This is a genomic window from Longimonas haloalkaliphila, from assembly GCF_055379825.1.
The window spans coordinates 160,356-178,546 of sequence record NZ_AP043948.1; the positions used below are offsets into that span (position 1 = coordinate 160,356).

Below are 18,191 nucleotides of genomic sequence, written 5' to 3' on the forward strand. Positions count from 1 at the left end.
AAAATCAATTTTTAGAAAGAGATGCGAGCGCGCGCATTTATCGTGCGCGGCGTAAGCCGGTTGGGCACGCGCGTCCACTCGTTGTCTGCGTTGGGAATCCAGTTGAACGATACGGTGTTCGTCATATCGAATACGTTGAGGAGCTCCATCGTCAGGTCGAGATGTACGGGAGCGCGCTGCCCCGCTTCAAACAGCGTGACGCGCTTCGTAGCTCCGAGGTCGACACGGCGATACGCCGTAATGCGGCCTGACATGCGCGGTCCGGGAATCTGCAGCACGCGCCCGGTAGCCTCATCGCGCGGGCCGGGCACAGGGGGGGTATATGGCAATCCGCTTCCGAAGAGCAAGCGCAGGTGAGCTTTCCAGCTGTCATCGCCGGGGATCGTGTCCTGTAAGAACGCAGAAAAGGTATGTCGCTGGTCGCTCGGGCGCGGCACAAGCCCCTGGTTGAACGCGTTCTGAAATTCGGGCTGGATACGCTCACGCGCGACCATGTAGCTGTAGTTAAACCAGCTTTCAAGTCCAGGAATGAGTTCGCCGCGCAGCTGCAGGTCGGCACCGTAGACAAACCCGGTTGCATCGTTCTCGCCCGAGTACTGCACGCGAATGTCTTCGATCGTGTAGGAGATGACGTTATGCAGGTGCTTGTAGTAGCCTTCTGCACGCAGGTAAAGCCGGCGCCCGGGAAGAAAGTATTCTCCGCCAAGCACAACCTGCATAGAGCGCTGCGACTGAATGTCTCGGTTTAGCGCGCCACGAATCCCTTCTGCAAAATCAGGGTTGCCCCGTAGCTCGCGGTAGGTCGGCGCCTGGTGATAGAGGCCCCATGACCCGCTGAGCGACAGGTTCTCGCTGGCTTTAAAGGTTGCCGATAAGCGAGGAGAAAACGTCCACTCTTCGTTAAATGAGTAGTAGTCGGCACGCAGTCCACCTGTTACGGCAAGGCGTCCGCGTGTGGGGAGTACGTCGATTGCATTCTCGGCGTAGACGCCTGCCTGCATCTCACTGAATTGCGCAGCATCGAACAGACTGTCGGCGACGATGCGCAGGTCTTCGCGCTCGCCGTCGTCGCGTTGCACGCGCGTATCGATAATTGCGCGCTCGTCAATGGTATCCGTGAAGCGCAGTCCCCGCAAGTCCCACCCCGCCTCCATGGCGTTTCGGTTTAGCGTGAAGTTGTAGCGCCCCCCTCCGCTCAGCGTCTCGACCGACACACTGTTGTCAGCGAAGTCGGTCTGAGTAGACGTGCCGATGCCAAAATGGCCAGCGCCAGAGTTTGGGTCGCCCGCCGGGTCAACGCGAAACAGCTCCGAATCCCCTGTGATGCTGAAGAACTCCGACTCACGGGTCCCAAAGTAAGCCAGCTGGTGACTCATCCGGAAGCGATTGCTGAGCCGGTTGGAGAGACGTGTGCCCAGAAATTCAGTGGTGTAGCCATCCTGGCGTGTGCCGTCGAAGTCGACCCAGAGCGCCTGCAGATTAGAAGGGACATCCGGGTCGAGGCTCAGGATGCCGAAGTAAGTGCGCTGGTTGGTGGGATCGAGTTCGAACTTGTGGTCAGCGTAGATACCGAGCGCATCGATCTCGTGTCCATCAGCGATACGGTACGTGAACGTACCCTGCAGATCCGTAAAGACGGGGTCGTAATCGCCTTTCAGGTCTTGCGTACCGAAGAAGCGTCCGGGCTGCGCGTGGCGCACGCCTGCGTTCCAGCTGAGTCGGTTGTCGAGAGCAGCGCCCCGGGCATGTACGCTGGCATCGAGCAGCGAGAGGTCGGCACTTCCGCGAATGCGCTCGCCCTGCGTTTCGTGGTACTGCACGTCGAGGGCCGAGGAAAGCTTGCCTCCGTAGCGCACCGGAAATCCGCCCGTGTAGAACGTCATGCGTTCAGCCATCGCCGGGTTGAGCAGGCCGAGGCCTTCCTGTTCGCCCTGGCGCGGACGAAACGGCATGAATACTTCGAATCCGTTCAGGAAAATGAGGTTTTCGTTGTAGCCGCCTCCGCGCACGGAGTACTGCTGCGAAAGCTCGGTATTGGTAGCTACCCCCGGCATCACCTTGAGCGCTCGGAATCCATCTTTGAATGGCGTGGGCATGTTCTGCACGGTCTCTGGGTCGAGGCGATGCACGCCAGCGTCGGGGGCAAACTCGCCTTCTTCGACGAGCACCTGGTCCATTTCGACAACATCGATAGCAAGCGCAACGTCAATGCGGGATGCGGCATCGCGCTCAACGGCGACCGAGTCGATCCGAGCTTCGTATCCTACCGCTGAGAAGCGAAGGGCGTACGTGCCGGTAGGCAGGCGCATCTGATAGGTGCCATCTTCTTCGGTAGCCGTCCCAAAGTTAGTTCCATCAACCAACACCGTAACGCCTGGCAACGGTGCAGCACTGGCATCGTCGACCACAATGCCCTCAACCGTGCCCCAGTTCTGGGCATGTACGGCAGGAACTCCAACCCCGATGGCAACGAGAAGAGCACTCAGCAGATAGGCACTCGTACGTATCCAGACAGCCATAAAGACGCTTCAGAAAAACTTTAACAACAGGGCGTAGCGTTTAGCTCAGAGGCAGCTGGAAGCAGATGAAAGAATGGGGTGGGCAGGTTCTGGGGGAGGCACCGTATGCCGTATGTGCGTCGTGTATACCGGCAGGTGTTGTCGCGGCGCGCTACCTATGGAGCAACACCGCGCAGCAACGATTTTAACAACTGTGGCACAAAAGCCACACTTAGCCCAAACGGTGCGGTGCATCATGTATACAAGATAACAACCGTACACATTTTATGCCAGAACGCTCTAATAACCTGATGAGTTCATCTTCTGACGCACGTATTGCAACGAACGGAACGGCCTCGTCGGCACAGAACGTACTGGGCACGGAACTGCGTCCATGCAGCCACGACCCTGAGACGGGATTTTACCGCAACGGCTACTGTACTACCGGTCCGGAAGACCGGGGAAGCCATGTGGTGTGTGCGGTAATGACCGAAACGTTTCTTGACTTCACGAAGGCGCGGGGCAACGACCTGAGCACCCCGCGGCCGGCGTACAATTTTCCTGGATTGAATCCGGGCGATCGGTGGTGCCTGTGTGCAGCACGCTGGCGAGAGGCTTACGAAGAAGGCTGCGCGCCCCCCGTGGTGCTTGAGGCTACGCATCCGGCCGTGCTTGACGTGGTCGACCTGAAGGCGCTGCAGGCCCACGCCTTCGACAGCAACGAGTAGCCTGTCGTGTTATCTTGCCCCCCTGCCGTGCCCTGTGTTACAGAGGCGTGCATTTAGTACGCCTTAGCGAACAGCACGCGGCCTTCTGAGGGCTTGCCGGTGAGCATGTCTTCGCCCGGCTCGTTGGCGCGGTCAAAGGGAATGCACCGGATGGTTGCGCCCGTTTCCTCTTTGATGCGAGCCTCAGTCTCCTCGGTGCCGTCCCAATGCGCTTTGACGAAGCCGCCTTCGTCCTCAATGACCGCTTTGAACGCGTCGTAGCTGTCGACCGTGGTCGTATTGGATTCGCGGCGGTCGAGCGCCTGCTGGAAGAGCCCGCTTTGGATCTCGGCCAGGGTATTCTGGATGCGTGCGGCGAGTCCTTGCTGCGGTACAATTTCTTTTTCGCCGGTGTCGCGGCGTGCGAGCTCAACGTTTCCGTTCTCGATGTCGCGTGGGCCAATGCCGATTCGAAGCGGCACGCCCTGCAACTCATACTCGTTGAACTTCCAGCCGGGCTTCTGATTATCGTCGGCATCAAGCTTCACGCGGATGTCGGCGCTGCTGAGCTCGTTCTGGATACGCTGTGCATGCTCCAGCACGAGTGCTCGCTGCTCATCGTTGAAATAGATCGGCACAATAACGACCTGGTCGCGCGCCAGCTTCGGGGGCAGCACGAGGCCCTGATCGTCGGAGTGCGTCATGATAAGTGCCCCAATGAGCCGCGTCGATACGCCCCACGAGGTAGCCCACACGTACTGCTCTTCGTTATTTTGATCGGTGTACGTGCAGTCGAACGCCTTCGCGAAGTTCTGCCCCAGGAAGTGGCTGGTACCTGCCTGTAGCGCTTTTCCATCTTGCATCAATGCCTCAATGCAGAGCGTGTCGACCGCGCCCGCAAAGCGTTCGCTGGGGGTTTTGCGTCCGCGCACGACCGGAATGGCCATGTACTCTTCGGCAAAAGTCGCGTAGACGTCGAGCATTCGCTCGGCTTCCTCAACAGCTTCCTCTTTGGTAGCATGTGCCGTGTGGCCTTCTTGCCAGAGAAACTCCATGGTGCGCAGAAAGAGACGCGTGCGCATCTCCCACCGCACGACGTTCGCCCACTGGTTGTAGAGCAGCGGCAGGTCGCGGTACGACTGAATCCAGTCGGCATAGGTGTTCCAGATGATGGTTTCGGAGGTGGGCCGTACAATGAGGTTCTCTTCCAGCTTCGACTCCGGGTCGGGGATGAGCTCGTCGTCTTCGTTTAGCGTAAGACGCGAGTGCGTAACGACGGCGCATTCCTTGGCAAACCCCTCAACGTGCTCGGCCTCGCGAGCCAGAAACCGCTCAGGGATGAACAGCGGAAAGTAGAAGTTTTCATGGCCCGTAGACTTGAACAGTCCGTCAAGCGTCTCTTTCATGCGCTCCCACAGCGCATACCCGTTGGGACGAATGACCATGCATCCACGCACGGGGGAATAGTCGGCCAGCTTGGCCTTGCGTACTACATCGATGTACCATTGCGAATAGTCGGCGTCGCGGGGGGTAACGGCGTCAGCCATGGGGTAAGGACAGAAGGGTGAAGGTAAACCAATGTGGAGGCAAGACCACAGGCAGGCAGCGCAAGAAGTGCGTCTTCGTGAACATGACTTTCACTGGCACGAAACGCCCCTCTTGCTACGTTAATCTGTGTACAGCATGTCGAGCAGCATACCGACGTACGCTATGTTGCTACACTGTGTTACTTTGCCGCATGTACAGGCGGCTTTCGCAACAAGTAGTACATGCAATGGTCTAACATACTGTGTACGATAATAAGAAGCAGGAGCATGTGCCTTATTTCGCGCAACTTTTAGCAGCATCGCACAGCCTGCATCGTGCTATTGGCATTTAGCGGTACTGGTACTCAAGAGGGGGTATAGTTATGGAATCTACAAGAACCAACACAGGCATTTTGACACGCTATCTCGGTATACTTCCACTGAGCGTGCTCGTGCTGCCTTTGTTGCTCACCGGGTGCTACACGCAGCTGCAGACGAGCGACCAGCATGAGCGCCCGGCTGTTCGCTCGGAGGCCCCGGTTACAACGCAGGAACGGCCGCGGCACGCCGAACGTCCCAACCGGCCACTCACAACGCAAGAGCTGCTCGACTGGGCTGAGCAGCTTGAGTTGGACTACCGCGACGGATACATCGACGAGGATACCTACTGGGCCGAGGTCGCAGCTATCAAGCGTGCAGACCCGGCCTTCTACGAAGCCTATTATGGCGAAAGCCTGGTTCGCACTCCACGCTACACGTCGCGCCAGTCGCACCGTCCGCTGCACAGTTACCGCGCCGGCCATGTACGCCCTGTGGTATTCTACGACCCGTTTTTCTACGATCCGTTCTTCCATGACCCGTTCTACCGGTCCGGAACGTTCGTTAGCGTCTCTTTTGGATACGGACGGTTCTACCACCGCCCGTATCATTATCGCCCGTACTACCGCCATTCGTTTTTCCACCGTCCGTACTACTACCGCGGCGGATCGGTCTTTTACGGCGGCATACACAACCATTACTATGGCAGGTCTACCTTCCCCGTAGCGTCGAACCGTCCAATCCGGTCGCGCACGTTCACCCCCCGGACAGCTGAGGGGCGCGGTACCGCCCGCACTACAACCCGCGGTGGCGCCACCACACGTACCCCGACGGGACGGAGTTCTACCAGAACCACACGCGCGCCAAGCGTGCGCGACTCGCAGCGTACCGGCTCATCCCGGACCACCACACGAGGCACGCGCACGTCTGGAAGCGACCGGACAGCCCGCGGCGGACGCTCTGCCCGCGACACGTCGTCGCGAGGCACTGTGCGGGGAGAGCGCACCGAACGCGGCAGCACGACGTCGCGCGGTTCGCGCACCAACCGAGACACATCGGAGAATCCCCGCACCGAGCGCGGAAATCGCACGACCCGCGATGATCGCTCCGTACGAAACGACCGCTCGGCTCGAAGCGATCGCTCAGCGCGCTCCGACCGTCGCTCACAGAGCGACCGCACCGACCGTGCAAGTGAAGAAAACCGCGAGGTCCGGCGCGTTGAACGTATGGCTCCGCGCCCGATCCTGAATCCGGATAGGCAGCGCGACAAAGCACGTACACGCGGCTCTTCGCGCGCCACGCCGCGGGAGGCTCGCTCATCCGAGCGCAAAGCGCGGACCGACGATGCTCGCTCCCGCCGCGTGGTTATTCCCTCTGAGCGCGTACGCCAGCCCCCGAGCCGCCCAGATGCGACCCGTCGCCAAGCGCCTCGAACACGCTCCTCAGAGCGTTCCCGGACGCGGAGCAGCAGTGGATCGCGCACACGTACTCGCGGTACAAGCAACTCGCGGACTCGCTCATCAGGCAGCTCACGCACGCGCTCCTCATCAGGCAGCTCGCGGACCCGTTCTTCAAGCGGTTCGCGCACACGAAGCAGCAGCGGATCGTCTTCGACCTCCCGCGGGTCGCGCACGAGCCGAAGCGATCGCTCGTCGGGGAGCTCCTCTCGTGGCTCTCGTGGCTCTCGGAATGATGACTAACTCTCTCTGAATCGCTCGCTATACCAGCGAAAGACCCTCAAAAGCGGCCTACTCCCTTCAGGGAGAGGCCGCTTTTTCGTTGGGCTGATGCCGACTTCGAGGGCGCGGGTGCCCAATCGCCTATCGAAGCCCTACCCATTTATCATCGGGGATCTATATCGCCCCTTCCACTTGTAACTACAAACCAACTGACTACAAACCAGTATCTGACAGTGCAAGCGAAGACAGTACAACAAAAAAAGCCCGGTCCCCCACCAGAGACCGGGCAGAACAAGCAGAAGTGGGGCTTATTTAGAAGTGCACCTTCATGACACACTGCATCCTCCAACATAACGTACCTACTGGATTCGTTACAAAGGTACCACCTGCATGGCCTGAATGCACTTTTCAGGACGCCCCTGAGCGATAACGTCGCTAATACCGGCTTCTTCGACAAAGCACCTTCTCAGTTTTCAGCGCACCGATACGCGCATACCTATTATGGAAACAGACGCGTCCCGTACATCTCCTGACAGATCCGACAGTAGCACACCTGTACAGTATGGGTGGTATCTCATAAAGACCTACTGGCACTGGCCCGTACTTGTGAGCGTGCTCACCTACATGGTCTTTCAGTTTTGGCCTCCGATTCTTGACCTGGATCCACCCGGCACCACAGCCCCCACGTTTGTGCATGAAACGATCGACGGAGATGTGTTCGACACAGCCGACCACGCCGACAAGGTGATGGTCGTGAACGTATGGGCTACCTGGTGTCCGCCGTGTCGCGTGGAGCTACCCGGCTTTGTTGACCTGCAGGAAGAATGGAGCGGGCGGGTCCAGTTTGTCGGACTGGCTACCGACCAGCAGGGAGTACGGGTGATTAAGCCTTTTGCTGAAGAGCAAGGACTCAACTACCCGCAGATTGCTTCTGGAGCGCTGGCAGCACGGCACTTTCCCGGAGAAGCAATTCCTCGAACCTATGTCATTGATCAGAATGGGGACATCCGCTACACGCACACGGGGTTTTTGCCGAAGTCTACGCTACGCCGCATTCTGCAACGGCTGGCATAACAGGGAGCCTGGCACAACACGGCAGCAGAACACGGCGACACGTGCGGTGCAGCGTGTAGCGCGGGATCGGGACGCGAAGGTTACGCGTCCGCCGGTTCAACTTCTTTTTCAGGGCGTACGTCCCACATAAGCATCATTTCGATGTCAGCGTACTCTTCCTCACCCTGGTCGTCAATGAACCGGTAGTCTCCGTACGTAGTGCGCTGGAAGGGCGGGACACGGTGCCATGTCGCTCCTTCACCATCCACGAAGTGATCGGGGTAGGGGTTTTCTACCGAGTACGATGGGTGATATGAATGGTACGTCTTCGATGCCTCGTAGATCGCAGCGCGACGTGCCCCTGCCTTTGTCATGCTCTCTCCCGATACTTTGAACGGAGAGATCGCGATGGTCGCCACGACATACCCGTCATCTTTCTCATGATACGAGGGACGCATCACTTTAAAGTCGGAAGGTTCGGGATATGCGCTATGTTGTTCAGCAGCCATGGTGCACAGAGGGGTTGTTAGTAGATTCGTTAAGGGGTTGACCGTAGTGTATCATGTTCATAACGAGCGTGAACACACGTAGATTCCAAACCGGCTCACTGCCAGTCAGAGCTTAATGGGTATTTTGATCGATACGTGGCAGCATATAGCAGATAGCACGGCTACACTGGCACTTCGGTCCACTGCCGAAAGTGACCCAATTCTCTTTTCTTACCTGAAAAAGGATCGCTATATCGCGAGCCATCATCTCGTACAGCCTGATACGCAGTGCGCCAAAAGAGCACATCGCCTAAACCATCGGATGTAGGCAAAACGCTTTACTGCATGTAGCTTGCATTCACAATACCTTCTTATTCAATCAGAAGGCAGGTTTCGTGAAATTATAGCTTCTACTTAACTTTGGAAACCTGCTGTTTGGTTTATGCGTCGATCGCACGTATTGAACCCACGTTTTTAATGAGTGCATCGCACTCCCCCAACTTTCCGTGGCTTCGCTAACAGACAACACCCTACATGCTATGTATTACGAAGATACCCTGTACGGCTCTGTAGACGACACGATGTATCATTTCGACGATCCGTTCGCCTACGAGACGCTTGACGACGACCTCCTCGACGACGAGTACTACGAAGACGATCTCCTCGACGATCTTGATGATCTCGACGATGACTTCGACGACGAAGACGAGGGGTACTTTTACGACGACGAGTACTACGAAGACTTTGACGGTGCCTACTAAAGACGCTATCTGCTAAGCCACGTCTTTCGGGGGCCGCTTCTTCCTAACTTGTGATGCAGCATCTGATTCACCAGGCGGGCACGTAGCTCGCACAGCGTTTTCAGAGGCTGCCTAAATAACCAGAGGTCTATCTCGCTAAGCAGCGGAATAGACCTCTGGTCGTTTATACGCTTCCTCCCTGTCTCTTGGACGATATCGCCCTGCTGAGCAGACCTACCTGTTGGGACTTAGAACCTGTTGCGACGCCACATACTACCGGTGCTGAGCAGGGTCCATACCAGGGGCTTCAGCGCGGGTGGTTTCGCGGGATGACGAACGGGTTGGAGCGTCGATGTCGCGGTCGTCGTAGCGCGCTGCGATACGGTATGCCGCAGTTTTTTCCATGCGCGGGCGAACAATCATTTCGCCCAGGAGCCCGGTCGTGAACATCTGGGCGCCGAATAGAATGAGTAGCAGCCCCAGAAGCAACAGCGGACGATCGCCGAGGGGGTGCCCAAAAACGAGCTTCTCGACAGAGAGCCACAGACTTACAGCCACTCCCATCACGAAACTGAGCGTTCCGACGCCTCCGAAGAAGTGCATCGGACGTGCCGCAAACCGTGTAAGGAAGAGTACAGACACGAAGTCAAGAAATCCGCGGACGAATCGCTCTAACCCAAACTTGGTCGTTCCGTGCTTGCGCGGATGGTGCTGTACGGACTTCTCCGTAATGCGGTCGAACCCTTCCCATTTGGCCAGAAGCGGAATGTACCGATGCAGTTCCCCATATAGATTGATGGACTGCACAACTTCACGCCGGTACGCCTTGAGTCCGCAGTTGAAGTCGTGGATGTCGATGCCCGATACAAGCCGCGTCACGCCATTGAAGAAGCGGCTCGGTATTGTCTTTGACAGCGGGTCTTGCCGTTCTCGCTTCCATCCGCTCACCAGATCATGCCCTTCATCGAGCAGAGCGACCAGTGCGGGAATCTCGTCGGGGTCGTCTTGCAGATCCGCATCCAGCGTAATGACATAAGGCGCCTGCACGTGGTCAAATCCAACCGCGAGCGCAGCCGACTTACCGTAGTTGCGCTGCAGCCGAATCCCCCGAAACCGTTTGTCTGATTCGTGGAGTGCTGCGATAACCGCCCACGAGTCGTCGGTTGAGCCATCGTCGACGAGCCAGACCTCGAATGCATACGCGTGGCAGGCCGCTTTAAGACGACGTGCCAGCTCAGGCAACGAGTCGGCCTCGTTGTAGATGGGAACGACGATAGAGAGGTCACGACTGCTCATATACCTGCTTGATAGACCTCCGTGAGGGGACCGCGCTGCGCATCCTGCCGACCCGCACGACCGTGCGGTACCAGCGTGCGAGGCGCAGCGTCACTGTTAAAAATAACGCTACATGCGCTACACGTCGATCGTAGCGTACTTTGCGTTGCGCTCGATAAACTTGCGGCGAGGCTCTACGGCATCGCCCATGAGGGTACTAAACATCCGATCGGCCCCGGCAGCGTCGTCGATCGACACCCGCTGCAGCTTACGTGTGTCCGGGTCCATCGTGGTCGTCCAGAGCTGCTCCGGGTTCATCTCGCCAAGCCCCTTGTAGCGCTGCAGGCTGGGCTTGGATTTACCATTGGCACGCAGTTCAGCCATCTTCGTGCGCATCGCTTCATCGCTCCAGATATAGTACTCGTCTTTATTCTGCTGGATGCGATAGAGCGGCGGCATGGCAATGTAGACGTACCCTTGTTCGATGAGTGGACGCAGCTGCCGGTAGAAGAAGGTAAGCAGCAACGTACGGATGTGGGCACCGTCCACATCGGCGTCGGTCATGATTACGATGCGGTGGTAGCGCAGCCGTGAGAGATCAAACTCTTCTTCGGTGCTGGTAAGGCCCGTGCCCAGGGCCGTCACGATATTCTGGATTTCGTTGTTCTCGAGGATGCGATCGAGCCGTGCCTTCTCCACGTTCAGGATCTTTCCACGCAGGGGCAAGATAGCCTGGAAGTGACGGTCGCGGGCTTGCTTAGCCGATCCGCCAGCGGAGTCGCCCTCTACCAGGTAGATCTCGCTCTCTTCCGGATTGCGCGAGGAGCAGTCGGCCAGCTTTCCAGGAAGCCCGCCGCTCGTGAAGGCGCTCTTGCGCTGTACCAGCTCGCGGGCCTTGCGCGCAGCCGCCCGGGCCTGGGCCGCCAGCACAACTTTGTTGATGATCGACTCGGCCTGATTGGGGTGATCTTCGAGCCAGCGTCCGAGCTTGGTATTGATGAGCGACTCGACGATGCCCTGCACCTCTGAGTTACCCAGCTTGGTCTTCGTCTGGCCCTCGAACTGCGGCTCTGCCACTTTCACCGAGAGCACGGCTGTGAGTCCCTCACGAAAGTCATCGCCCGAGAGGTCGAACTTCAGCTTCTTGAGCATGCCGTTCTTCTGCGCGTAGCCCTTCAGCGTGCGCGTGAGTGCGCGGCGGAAGCCCGACACGTGGGTTCCTCCTTCGTGCGTGTTGATGTTGTTTACAAACGACAGCACGGTCTTGTTGTAGCTGTCGTTGTAGCGCATAGCCAGCTCCACCGGCACCTCGCCCGACTCGTCGGTGATGTAGATCGTATCATCGATGATCGGGTTGCGCGCTTCGTCGAGATACTCGACGAACTCTTTCAGTCCGCCCTCCGAGTAGTACTCCTCGCAGCGCAGGTCTTCATCCTCTTCGCGCTCGTCTTCGAGCACGATGCGTACCCCCCGGTTCAGGAATGCAAGCTCCTGCAGCCGGTCGGAGAGGGTGTCGAATCGGAAGTCGGTCTCTTTAAATATCGAGCCATCGGGCCAGAAGCGGATGTGGGTGCCCGTGGATTCGTCGTCGCGCATCGCGCGAAGCTTCGTGACCGGCCCTTCGGGCACGCCGCACCGGTAGCTCTGCTGCCATACCGCGCCGTCGCGCCACACCGTCGCCACAAACCGGATGGCCAGCGCGTTCACGCACGACACCCCCACCCCGTGGAGTCCGCCCGACACCTTGTAGCTGTCTTTGTCGAACTTACCACCGGCGTGCAGCACCGTCATCACGACCTCAAGAGCGGAGCGGTTCTCTGTCGGATGCTCGTCGACCGGGATGCCGCGCCCGTTGTCTTTGACAGACACGGAGCCGTCTTCGTGGATCGTGACGGTCATCTCGTCGCAGTGACCGGCCAGGGCCTCGTCGATCGAGTTGTCGAGCACTTCGTACACCAGATGGTGCAGGCCGCGAATGCCCACATCGCCGATGTACATGGCCGGTCGCTTGCGTACCGCCTCCAGGCCCTCTAACACCTGAATGTTCGAAGCAGCATAAGGCGTTACGGGAAGATCGTGTTCGGTAGCCATGAAGAAGACAGGATGGTGGAAAAAGGTACGATAAGAACGGCCAATGGCGTAGCCCTTCTGTTACACAGCCTGTAAGCAACGGTTCGCCAAACAGGCCCGTTATGTGCCGCAAACGGCGTGAACTAAACAGCGTACTGCCGCGCATCAGACAACAGCGAACGGTCGCATCCCGCTGGTCTGCAGGTAGAAAAACCTGTAGGAAGACGAGTTAGGAGGATCCGTCGGCATCCGACAAGAACACGGGCGTGAAGTCGTGTAGCGACATGCCGGCAGCGGCCGGTTGCGGGGTGGTGCCGCGTTCCAACTCCAGCTCATAGGCCACCCGGTCGGTCCGGTAGTAGCGTTGCTGGTAGTAGATGGGAGCATCCTCAGCGCCAATCGAGAGGCGCGAAATTAGTAGAAGCGCCGTTCTGGGAGGTACTCCCAGCGCTTCTGCAACCGTGTCGGAGGCATTCGCTGCCTCAATGCGATACTGCCCGCGACGCACTTCAACGTCGTGCTCCGTCTCAAGAATGCTGTAGATCGTCTGCTCAGCAAGGTCGTACGGCTCGATGAGCGACGCATAGTTAAGCGGAAGCCAGGTGTAATCAAAAGCCACCGGCTGCCCGTCGCCCAGGCGTGTGCGGTCGAGACGGCGCACCGTCGTGCCTGGCTTTACGCCAAGCTTTGCGGATACGGATGCTGGCACTTCCACGTTCGTGTTCATCACAATACGCGACGACGCTGCAATCCCAGCCTGGGCCATGTCTTCCGCAAAATCGGTAAGACGAACCAGTCCCGGACGCATTCGCTGGTCTTGTACGAACGAGCCCAGTCCCTGCTTGCGGTAGATGAGGCCTTCGCTCTCCAGCGTCTGCAGCGCGCGGCGCACCGTTACCCGGCTCACGTCAAACTGGTCGCAGAGCGTATGCTCCGATGGAAGCTGCTCGTCGGCTTCGTAGGTGCCGTCGGCAATGCGTGTGCGAAGCCAGTTGCTTAGCTGTTCGTGGCGGGGAAGGTTCATAAGCTAAATAGGTACTGATCAAAGACGCCTGAAGCGGACGCTGCAGCTGCTGGTCTGTGCTTGCCGATACACCGTATAAGGTCGTATAAATAAGGTCGTATAACACGTGGCATGAGCCGCGTCGTCGCGCTACGAAAGCGCGGAGCCGCTTGTTTGAGCATGAAACAATCATACATTACACATAAATCTCGGCCTCATGTTCGGATCAAAATATTCCTCCTGCTTACAAAATAACGTTGTCAGGTTACGCATGAGACGTATTTGAGCGAGACGTTACGTTGCGCAACCCGCTGTGCAAGGGCTGTGCAAGGATGGTTGAAGGATTCAGAGCACGTCACGGAGACAGAAGCGGATGCGAACCGGTGAGAACGCCGCACGTCAGCGGTGTAACGCCCTGCATCCTGAAGGCACGTAGCTTTCCCGTAACGTGCGCCGTGTCTTCTGCACCTACTGTACAACGCCGTGGCTGATGATTCTTCTCGCGTCGATACCGAAGCTATCCTCAACGGCGACCGTGCTGCCTTTGAGGCTCTCGTTGAATCGGAGACCTCCCGGCTTTTTCACGTTATTCTGCGTTACGTCAATGACCGAGAGGCCGCCCGTAGTCTCGTTCAAGAAACGCTTTTGCAGGCGTACAAGAACCTCGACTCGTTTCGAGGCGATTCCAAGCTCACGTCGTGGGTAACGGGCATCGGCATCAACATTGCCCGTAGCTGGCTGCGCAAGAACAAGCGCGAGCAGCCTATGAACGAGGACGACATGGAGCGCCTGCAGCCGTCGTTCCGTTTCGGACGCTACACCGGCTCGTTTGAACCGTGGGATCCGGAGCAGACTGCGGAGCGATCTGAGCGTAAGCAGTTGGTCCACGACGCACTCGACCAGCTCTCGGGATCATACCGTGAGGTCATTGTGCTGCGCGACCTCGAAGAACGCTCGACCAAAGAAACGGCCGATATTCTGAATATCAGTCGCGGAGCCGTACGTGTTCGCCTGCACCGTGCGCGGCAAGCTCTGCGCGGACTGCTTGACAATCACTTTGCTTCTGAATTTGCATAATCTCTTACATGGCTAACTTCCTTACAGAATGGCGCCGCCAGTGGATGCTCACGTGCAAAGAGGTGAACGGCTTCCTGGAGGCCTATCTTGACGACCGACTCGATCCCGATACGAACGCCCAGTTCGAGCGGCATATTAACCAGTGCGAAACCTGCAGCACATATCTGCAGCAGTACAAGGCCACGGTCGCGCTTGTCAAAGAGGCCGACCCGGCACACAGCAGCGCGCCTGATACTCCCTCCGACGTGTTGGTTGAACAGACGCTTTCGTTTCTGCGCGACCGCTACGACCCGCCCTCTGGGTCGTCCTGAGCATCTGCTTCGCTTGCGTGTTTGCTATGCACAACTTCCCGCTGGCTGCGCGGCAAAACGGCGCATCCAACACGTGGTGTAAACGCGCGTACGGGATTTGCGCCGCTCCCCCACCAACGGCCCGATTTCCCTGGGATGAGACCGGGTCGGCCGTGCGGCCTGCGGGTATTCTTTTTCCCTCTTTACAGTCCTGCTTTCCTCTTTAATACCTCTTTAAGACATCTTTTTTTATGGCCTGGATTGAAACGATCGACGAAGACGACGCCTCCAGAGCCCTTAAAGCCGTGTACGACCATGTGTCGACAACGCGGGGCAAGGCGGCTAACATCATGAAGGTGCACAGCCTGCGTCCTGAAACCATGCGTGCCCACCACGACCTGTACCGCGAACTGCTATTTGCTCGCACCGACCTGTCGCGGGCCGAGCGCGAACTTATCGCCGTGGTCGTATCCGGTGCCAACGACTGCGCCTACTGCGTAGAACACCACCGTGCGGCCCTCAACGCCTACTGGGACGACGATGAACGCATCGACACCGTGCTTCAGGGGGATGGAGAGGAGGTGCTCTCAGAGCGTGAGCAGGCGCTCGTTGCGTATGCGCGTGCCCTCACCACTGCCCCCGGTGCCGTAACGCAAGACGACATCGCAGCGCTCCGCGACAGGGACCTCTCCGACACGGCCATTCTCGACACGGCAATGGTGACCTCCTACTTCAACTTTGTAAACCGCATGGCCCTCGGGCTCGGGGTTAACTTCACGCCCGAGGAGGTTGAAGGGTATGAGTACTAAAACCTGTTTTGATTTCTTAATTTGGGGTGCGAGCGATTCCGAGCAACACGCAGCCAGCTAACACACCCACACCGGCGGACGCAGCCGATCGGGGTGGGTGTCGGCCAGGTACTTCTTGAAGCCGTTTAGCTCGCTCCGGTTGAGACCAAGCACCTTCGCGATGCGCCGAATGCTCAGGTAGTCGACTCCGTCACGCTTCGCGTCGTCGCTGTATTGCATCAACTCACTGTCGAGCGTTTGGAGTACATCTTCGCTCAGCACAGTGGGCGCTACGCTGTCGCCCCGCGCTTCGAGCTTTTCGGCAGAGCGGCGCTCGTAATCCATCTCAGAGGTGAGTCCAAACGAGCGCACAATGGCCTCCACCTCGTCGAGTGAGGTCGTGTCGCGGCAGTCCTGGGCAACCCGGTTGCGCTTCCATACCGGCTCGTATGGATATACACGCACCGTATGGCTATCTTCGTTCAGACAGATGCGCAGCCCGCTGCTCCGAATCTCGGCGGTGCCGCTATACCCGAGCGCCGATGCACACGTCATCCCTGACACCTCCGAGGGGAGCCACTGAAAGGCGTCCATGAACGCCGAAGCGGTCTCAGATGCAATAGGACGCGGTTTCCCATACGCTGGGTCGAGGGGCAACTCATCGTGGATTTCACGCATGTGCTCGTCGGTGAGCTCCCCGTCGAGCCCAAACCCGGTTACCGCTATACGGACATCCACCGGGGCGTCGTGCATTCCCGCAAGCGTGAGCCCGTCAGCGGTAGGGCTGCGAAGCGTTTCTTCATCGCCCCGAGCAAGAATGTCGCCCCCGACGTCGACAACCAGGATGTCTTCGAATCCGTGGAGCGCATGCAGCTCTTTGACCTGCTGCTGTACATGCACGGCCCCACGGCGGATGTTCATGAGGTAGTACGTAACATCAAACGCATCGGCCAGCCGAGGAATAAACGTGACAGCAGGCTCTGCCAGCGCACTCTGCGGTCCGATCGCATGGTTGTAGCGCCCTACTTCGTTAATCGTCTCGAAGTCTTCTGGTCCGCGTGGACCGGGCTGGGGGTCGTAGATCGTGCGCTCCCAGACAATAGTGGCATACACCACATCTTCGGGATTCAGGTTCAGCGTGCGGGCTACCATAAGAGCGGCCAGGGCATCACCGCCGCCGCCACCGGCTACAACGAGGGTTTTCTTGGGGGCGTACGCAGAGGAATCTCTTGGCGCGTGTTCGGACGTGGGCATAGGCTTGACGTGCGTTCGAAAAATGAAGTGTCGCCTAAACCCCATGTCCAATAGGTCGTTGCAGTATGGCCGCAGGAAGATCTCACATTCCTGCAATATTGCCGTCTTTCCTCTGGTGCACCCGCTCTTTGTATCAGCTCCGTCACGTTGTGCGATATCGGGGCTGCAGAAACTACGTGCGCTACAGGCGCACACGCTGAAGGTACACACACGGAAGGTGCACACACGTTCTCCTTCAACATGACTCCGTGCCTCGCATTTAAAACTCTCTTGCGAGGATTGTACATAGCACACTGCCTTCCCCAACTACCTGTTTATTCCACACATGGATCCAGATGCTCCAATGTACACCGACGTCTCTGACGTTGGCGAGTTTGGTCTTATTGCTCACCTGCGCGATGCCCTCAGCCCCGACCTGCCCGACGATGTCGTAACTGGTATTGGCGACGACGCAGCCGTTATTCGGCAGTCTGACGGGACTGTAAACGTACACACGACCGATGCGCTCATAGAGGGCATCCACTTCGACCGCACGTTCATGCCGATGGAGCATCTCGGCTTCAAGCTGATCTCCGTAAACGTGAGCGACCTGGCGGCCATGAACGTGTCGCCCCAGTACGCGACGGTTACACTGGGCATCCCCAAGAATATTACGGTAGAGCACCTGCGCACGCTCTACGAAGGTATCCAAAAGGGATGCGATGCCTACGGCGTTACCGTAGTCGGGGGCGATACCACGAGTGCTCATGCGCTCACGCTCTCTATGAACGTGTGGGGCACCGCCGACGAGGATGCGGTGGTACATCGCAGCGGGGCCGAGCCGGGGGATGTGTTATGCGTAACGGGTGATCTGGGAGCATCGTATGCCGGACTGAAGATCCTGGCAGATGAGCGTAACCGGCTTGAAGAAGAGGGCGACGACTTTCAGCCTGCGCTCGACGCGTTTCCGTACGTGATCCGCCGCCACCTGGCGCCGCCTGCCCAGGAAGCGTCGATACGACGCTGGCGAAACGCCGGGTTTCGCCCCAACGCCCTGATCGACATATCAGACGGACTCTCGTCTGAAGTCCACCACGTCTGCGAGGCCAGCGACGTCGGCGCCCGGCTTTTTGCACCAACGCTTCCGCTGCACCCTGAAACGCGCAACGTAGCCGATCACTTCGGCGACGATGTGGACGTGTATGCGTTCTTCGGTGGCGAAGATTATGAGCTGCTCTTCGCGGCCCCCGAGTCTGCGCTACAGGCGCTCGACGACACCACATACACAATCATCGGCGAAGTAACCGATGCAGCAAAAGGCGTGCTTGTGGAGCAGGGCAATGGCACCGCCATCCCCATGCGTCCGGGTGGATTCGACCACTTTGGGGAGGACGAAAACGGCGATGCCGAAAAATAGGCCGCGTTGCCAGTCTACTGTCAACTGTA

At 58.3% G+C, this 18,191-nt stretch carries 15 protein-coding genes; 8 read left to right on the plus strand and 7 right to left on the minus strand.

All coding sequences use genetic code 11. From position 1 onward, the window contains the following. Positions 1–11: 11 nt before the first annotated feature. The gene (locus ACZ48V_RS00600; RefSeq protein ID WP_464540646.1) at positions 12–2,519 is read right to left on the minus strand and encodes a TonB-dependent receptor; all 2,508 of its coding nucleotides are present in this window, start codon (positions 2,517–2,519) and stop codon (positions 12–14) included. A 290-nt stretch (positions 2,520–2,809) separates the two neighbouring features. Between ACZ48V_RS00600 and ACZ48V_RS00605 the strand changes: the two genes are divergently transcribed. Beyond that, positions 2,810–3,226 carry a DUF2237 family protein gene (locus tag ACZ48V_RS00605; protein ID WP_464543153.1) on the plus strand — a complete coding sequence of 139 codons (417 nt, stop codon included), beginning with the start codon at positions 2,810–2,812 and terminating at the stop codon, positions 3,224–3,226. A 53-nt stretch (positions 3,227–3,279) separates the two neighbouring features. Here ACZ48V_RS00605 and proS read toward each other — a convergent pair whose 3' ends face one another. Further along, positions 3,280–4,752 (minus strand): proline--tRNA ligase, encoded by a 1,473-nt coding sequence (gene proS / locus ACZ48V_RS00610; protein WP_464540647.1) that lies wholly within the window; start codon positions 4,750–4,752, stop codon positions 3,280–3,282. A 362-nt stretch (positions 4,753–5,114) separates the two neighbouring features. Between proS and ACZ48V_RS00615 the strand changes: the two genes are divergently transcribed. Both ACZ48V_RS00615 and ACZ48V_RS00620 read left to right on the plus strand, forming a co-directional pair. Next, positions 5,115–6,749: a hypothetical protein gene (locus ACZ48V_RS00615; protein ID WP_464540649.1), complete on the plus strand. Its 1,635-nt coding sequence runs from the start codon at positions 5,115–5,117 to the stop codon at positions 6,747–6,749. A 480-nt stretch (positions 6,750–7,229) separates the two neighbouring features. Then, on the plus strand, positions 7,230–7,802 hold the full coding sequence (locus ACZ48V_RS00620; RefSeq protein WP_464540651.1) for a TlpA family protein disulfide reductase: 573 nt from the start codon (positions 7,230–7,232) through the stop codon (positions 7,800–7,802). Positions 7,803–7,882: 80 nt separating this feature from the next. Here ACZ48V_RS00620 and ACZ48V_RS00625 read toward each other — a convergent pair whose 3' ends face one another. After that, positions 7,883–8,290 (minus strand): hypothetical protein, encoded by a 408-nt coding sequence (locus ACZ48V_RS00625; protein ID WP_464540653.1) that lies wholly within the window; start codon positions 8,288–8,290, stop codon positions 7,883–7,885. A 518-nt stretch (positions 8,291–8,808) separates the two neighbouring features. Between ACZ48V_RS00625 and ACZ48V_RS00630 the strand changes: the two genes are divergently transcribed. Continuing rightward, positions 8,809–9,030, plus strand: coding sequence for a hypothetical protein (locus ACZ48V_RS00630; RefSeq protein WP_464540655.1), 222 nt, complete (start codon positions 8,809–8,811; stop codon positions 9,028–9,030). A gap of 252 nt (positions 9,031–9,282) precedes the next feature. Here ACZ48V_RS00630 and ACZ48V_RS00635 read toward each other — a convergent pair whose 3' ends face one another. The 3 genes from ACZ48V_RS00635 to ACZ48V_RS00645 form a co-directional block, all read right to left on the minus strand. Continuing rightward, positions 9,283–10,305: a glycosyltransferase family 2 protein gene (locus ACZ48V_RS00635; RefSeq protein WP_464540657.1), complete on the minus strand. Its 1,023-nt coding sequence runs from the start codon at positions 10,303–10,305 to the stop codon at positions 9,283–9,285. Between the two features lie 117 nt (positions 10,306–10,422). Beyond that, the gene (gene gyrB / locus ACZ48V_RS00640; protein WP_464540658.1) at positions 10,423–12,375 is read right to left on the minus strand and encodes a DNA topoisomerase (ATP-hydrolyzing) subunit B; all 1,953 of its coding nucleotides are present in this window, start codon (positions 12,373–12,375) and stop codon (positions 10,423–10,425) included. Between the two features lie 208 nt (positions 12,376–12,583). Further along, the gene (locus tag ACZ48V_RS00645; RefSeq protein ID WP_464540660.1) at positions 12,584–13,378 is read right to left on the minus strand and encodes a GntR family transcriptional regulator; all 795 of its coding nucleotides are present in this window, start codon (positions 13,376–13,378) and stop codon (positions 12,584–12,586) included. Between the two features lie 462 nt (positions 13,379–13,840). Here ACZ48V_RS00645 and ACZ48V_RS00650 point away from each other — a divergent pair, with 462 nt between their 5' ends. The 3 genes from ACZ48V_RS00650 (at position 13,841) to ACZ48V_RS00660 (ending at position 15,533) form a co-directional block, all read left to right on the plus strand. Then, positions 13,841–14,434, plus strand: a complete 594-nt coding sequence (locus ACZ48V_RS00650; protein ID WP_464540662.1) for an RNA polymerase sigma factor — start codon at positions 13,841–13,843, stop codon at positions 14,432–14,434. Positions 14,435–14,442: 8 nt separating this feature from the next. Further along, the gene (locus tag ACZ48V_RS00655; protein ID WP_464540663.1) at positions 14,443–14,745 is read left to right on the plus strand and encodes an anti-sigma factor family protein; all 303 of its coding nucleotides are present in this window, start codon (positions 14,443–14,445) and stop codon (positions 14,743–14,745) included. 230 nt (positions 14,746–14,975) lie between these two features. Next, positions 14,976–15,533 carry a peroxidase-related enzyme gene (locus ACZ48V_RS00660; RefSeq protein ID WP_464540665.1) on the plus strand — a complete coding sequence of 186 codons (558 nt, stop codon included), beginning with the start codon at positions 14,976–14,978 and terminating at the stop codon, positions 15,531–15,533. 57 nt (positions 15,534–15,590) lie between these two features. On the opposite strand, the gene ACZ48V_RS00665 is transcribed toward ACZ48V_RS00660, so the two are convergent. Further along, positions 15,591–16,766 (minus strand): DUF1152 domain-containing protein, encoded by a 1,176-nt coding sequence (locus ACZ48V_RS00665; protein WP_464540667.1) that lies wholly within the window; start codon positions 16,764–16,766, stop codon positions 15,591–15,593. Between the two features lie 325 nt (positions 16,767–17,091). Between ACZ48V_RS00665 and thiL the strand changes: the two genes are divergently transcribed. Continuing rightward, positions 17,092–18,162: a thiamine-phosphate kinase gene (thiL, locus tag ACZ48V_RS00670; RefSeq protein WP_464540669.1), complete on the plus strand. Its 1,071-nt coding sequence runs from the start codon at positions 17,092–17,094 to the stop codon at positions 18,160–18,162. Positions 18,163–18,191: the final 29 nt, after the last annotated feature.

Bases quoted from the DNA above. Each gene is read 5' to 3' on its own strand.
- ACZ48V_RS00600 (WP_464540646.1), bottom strand. From the start codon at position 2,519: ATGGCTGTCTGGATACGTACGAGTGCCTATCTGCTGAGTGCTCTTCTC.
- ACZ48V_RS00605 (WP_464543153.1), top strand. From the start codon at position 2,810: ATGAGTTCATCTTCTGACGCACGTATTGCAACGAACGGAACGGCCTCG.
- proS (WP_464540647.1), bottom strand. From the start codon at position 4,752: ATGGCTGACGCCGTTACCCCCCGCGACGCCGACTATTCGCAATGGTAC.
- ACZ48V_RS00615 (WP_464540649.1), top strand. From the start codon at position 5,115: ATGGAATCTACAAGAACCAACACAGGCATTTTGACACGCTATCTCGGT.
- ACZ48V_RS00620 (WP_464540651.1), top strand. From the start codon at position 7,230: ATGGAAACAGACGCGTCCCGTACATCTCCTGACAGATCCGACAGTAGC.
- ACZ48V_RS00625 (WP_464540653.1), bottom strand. From the start codon at position 8,290: ATGGCTGCTGAACAACATAGCGCATATCCCGAACCTTCCGACTTTAAA.
- ACZ48V_RS00630 (WP_464540655.1), top strand. From the start codon at position 8,809: ATGTATTACGAAGATACCCTGTACGGCTCTGTAGACGACACGATGTAT.
- ACZ48V_RS00635 (WP_464540657.1), bottom strand. From the start codon at position 10,305: ATGAGCAGTCGTGACCTCTCTATCGTCGTTCCCATCTACAACGAGGCC.
- gyrB (WP_464540658.1), bottom strand. From the start codon at position 12,375: ATGGCTACCGAACACGATCTTCCCGTAACGCCTTATGCTGCTTCGAAC.
- ACZ48V_RS00645 (WP_464540660.1), bottom strand. From the start codon at position 13,378: ATGAACCTTCCCCGCCACGAACAGCTAAGCAACTGGCTTCGCACACGC.
- ACZ48V_RS00655 (WP_464540663.1), top strand. From the start codon at position 14,443: ATGGCTAACTTCCTTACAGAATGGCGCCGCCAGTGGATGCTCACGTGC.
- ACZ48V_RS00660 (WP_464540665.1), top strand. From the start codon at position 14,976: ATGGCCTGGATTGAAACGATCGACGAAGACGACGCCTCCAGAGCCCTT.
- ACZ48V_RS00665 (WP_464540667.1), bottom strand. From the start codon at position 16,766: ATGCCCACGTCCGAACACGCGCCAAGAGATTCCTCTGCGTACGCCCCC.
- thiL (WP_464540669.1), top strand. From the start codon at position 17,092: ATGGATCCAGATGCTCCAATGTACACCGACGTCTCTGACGTTGGCGAG.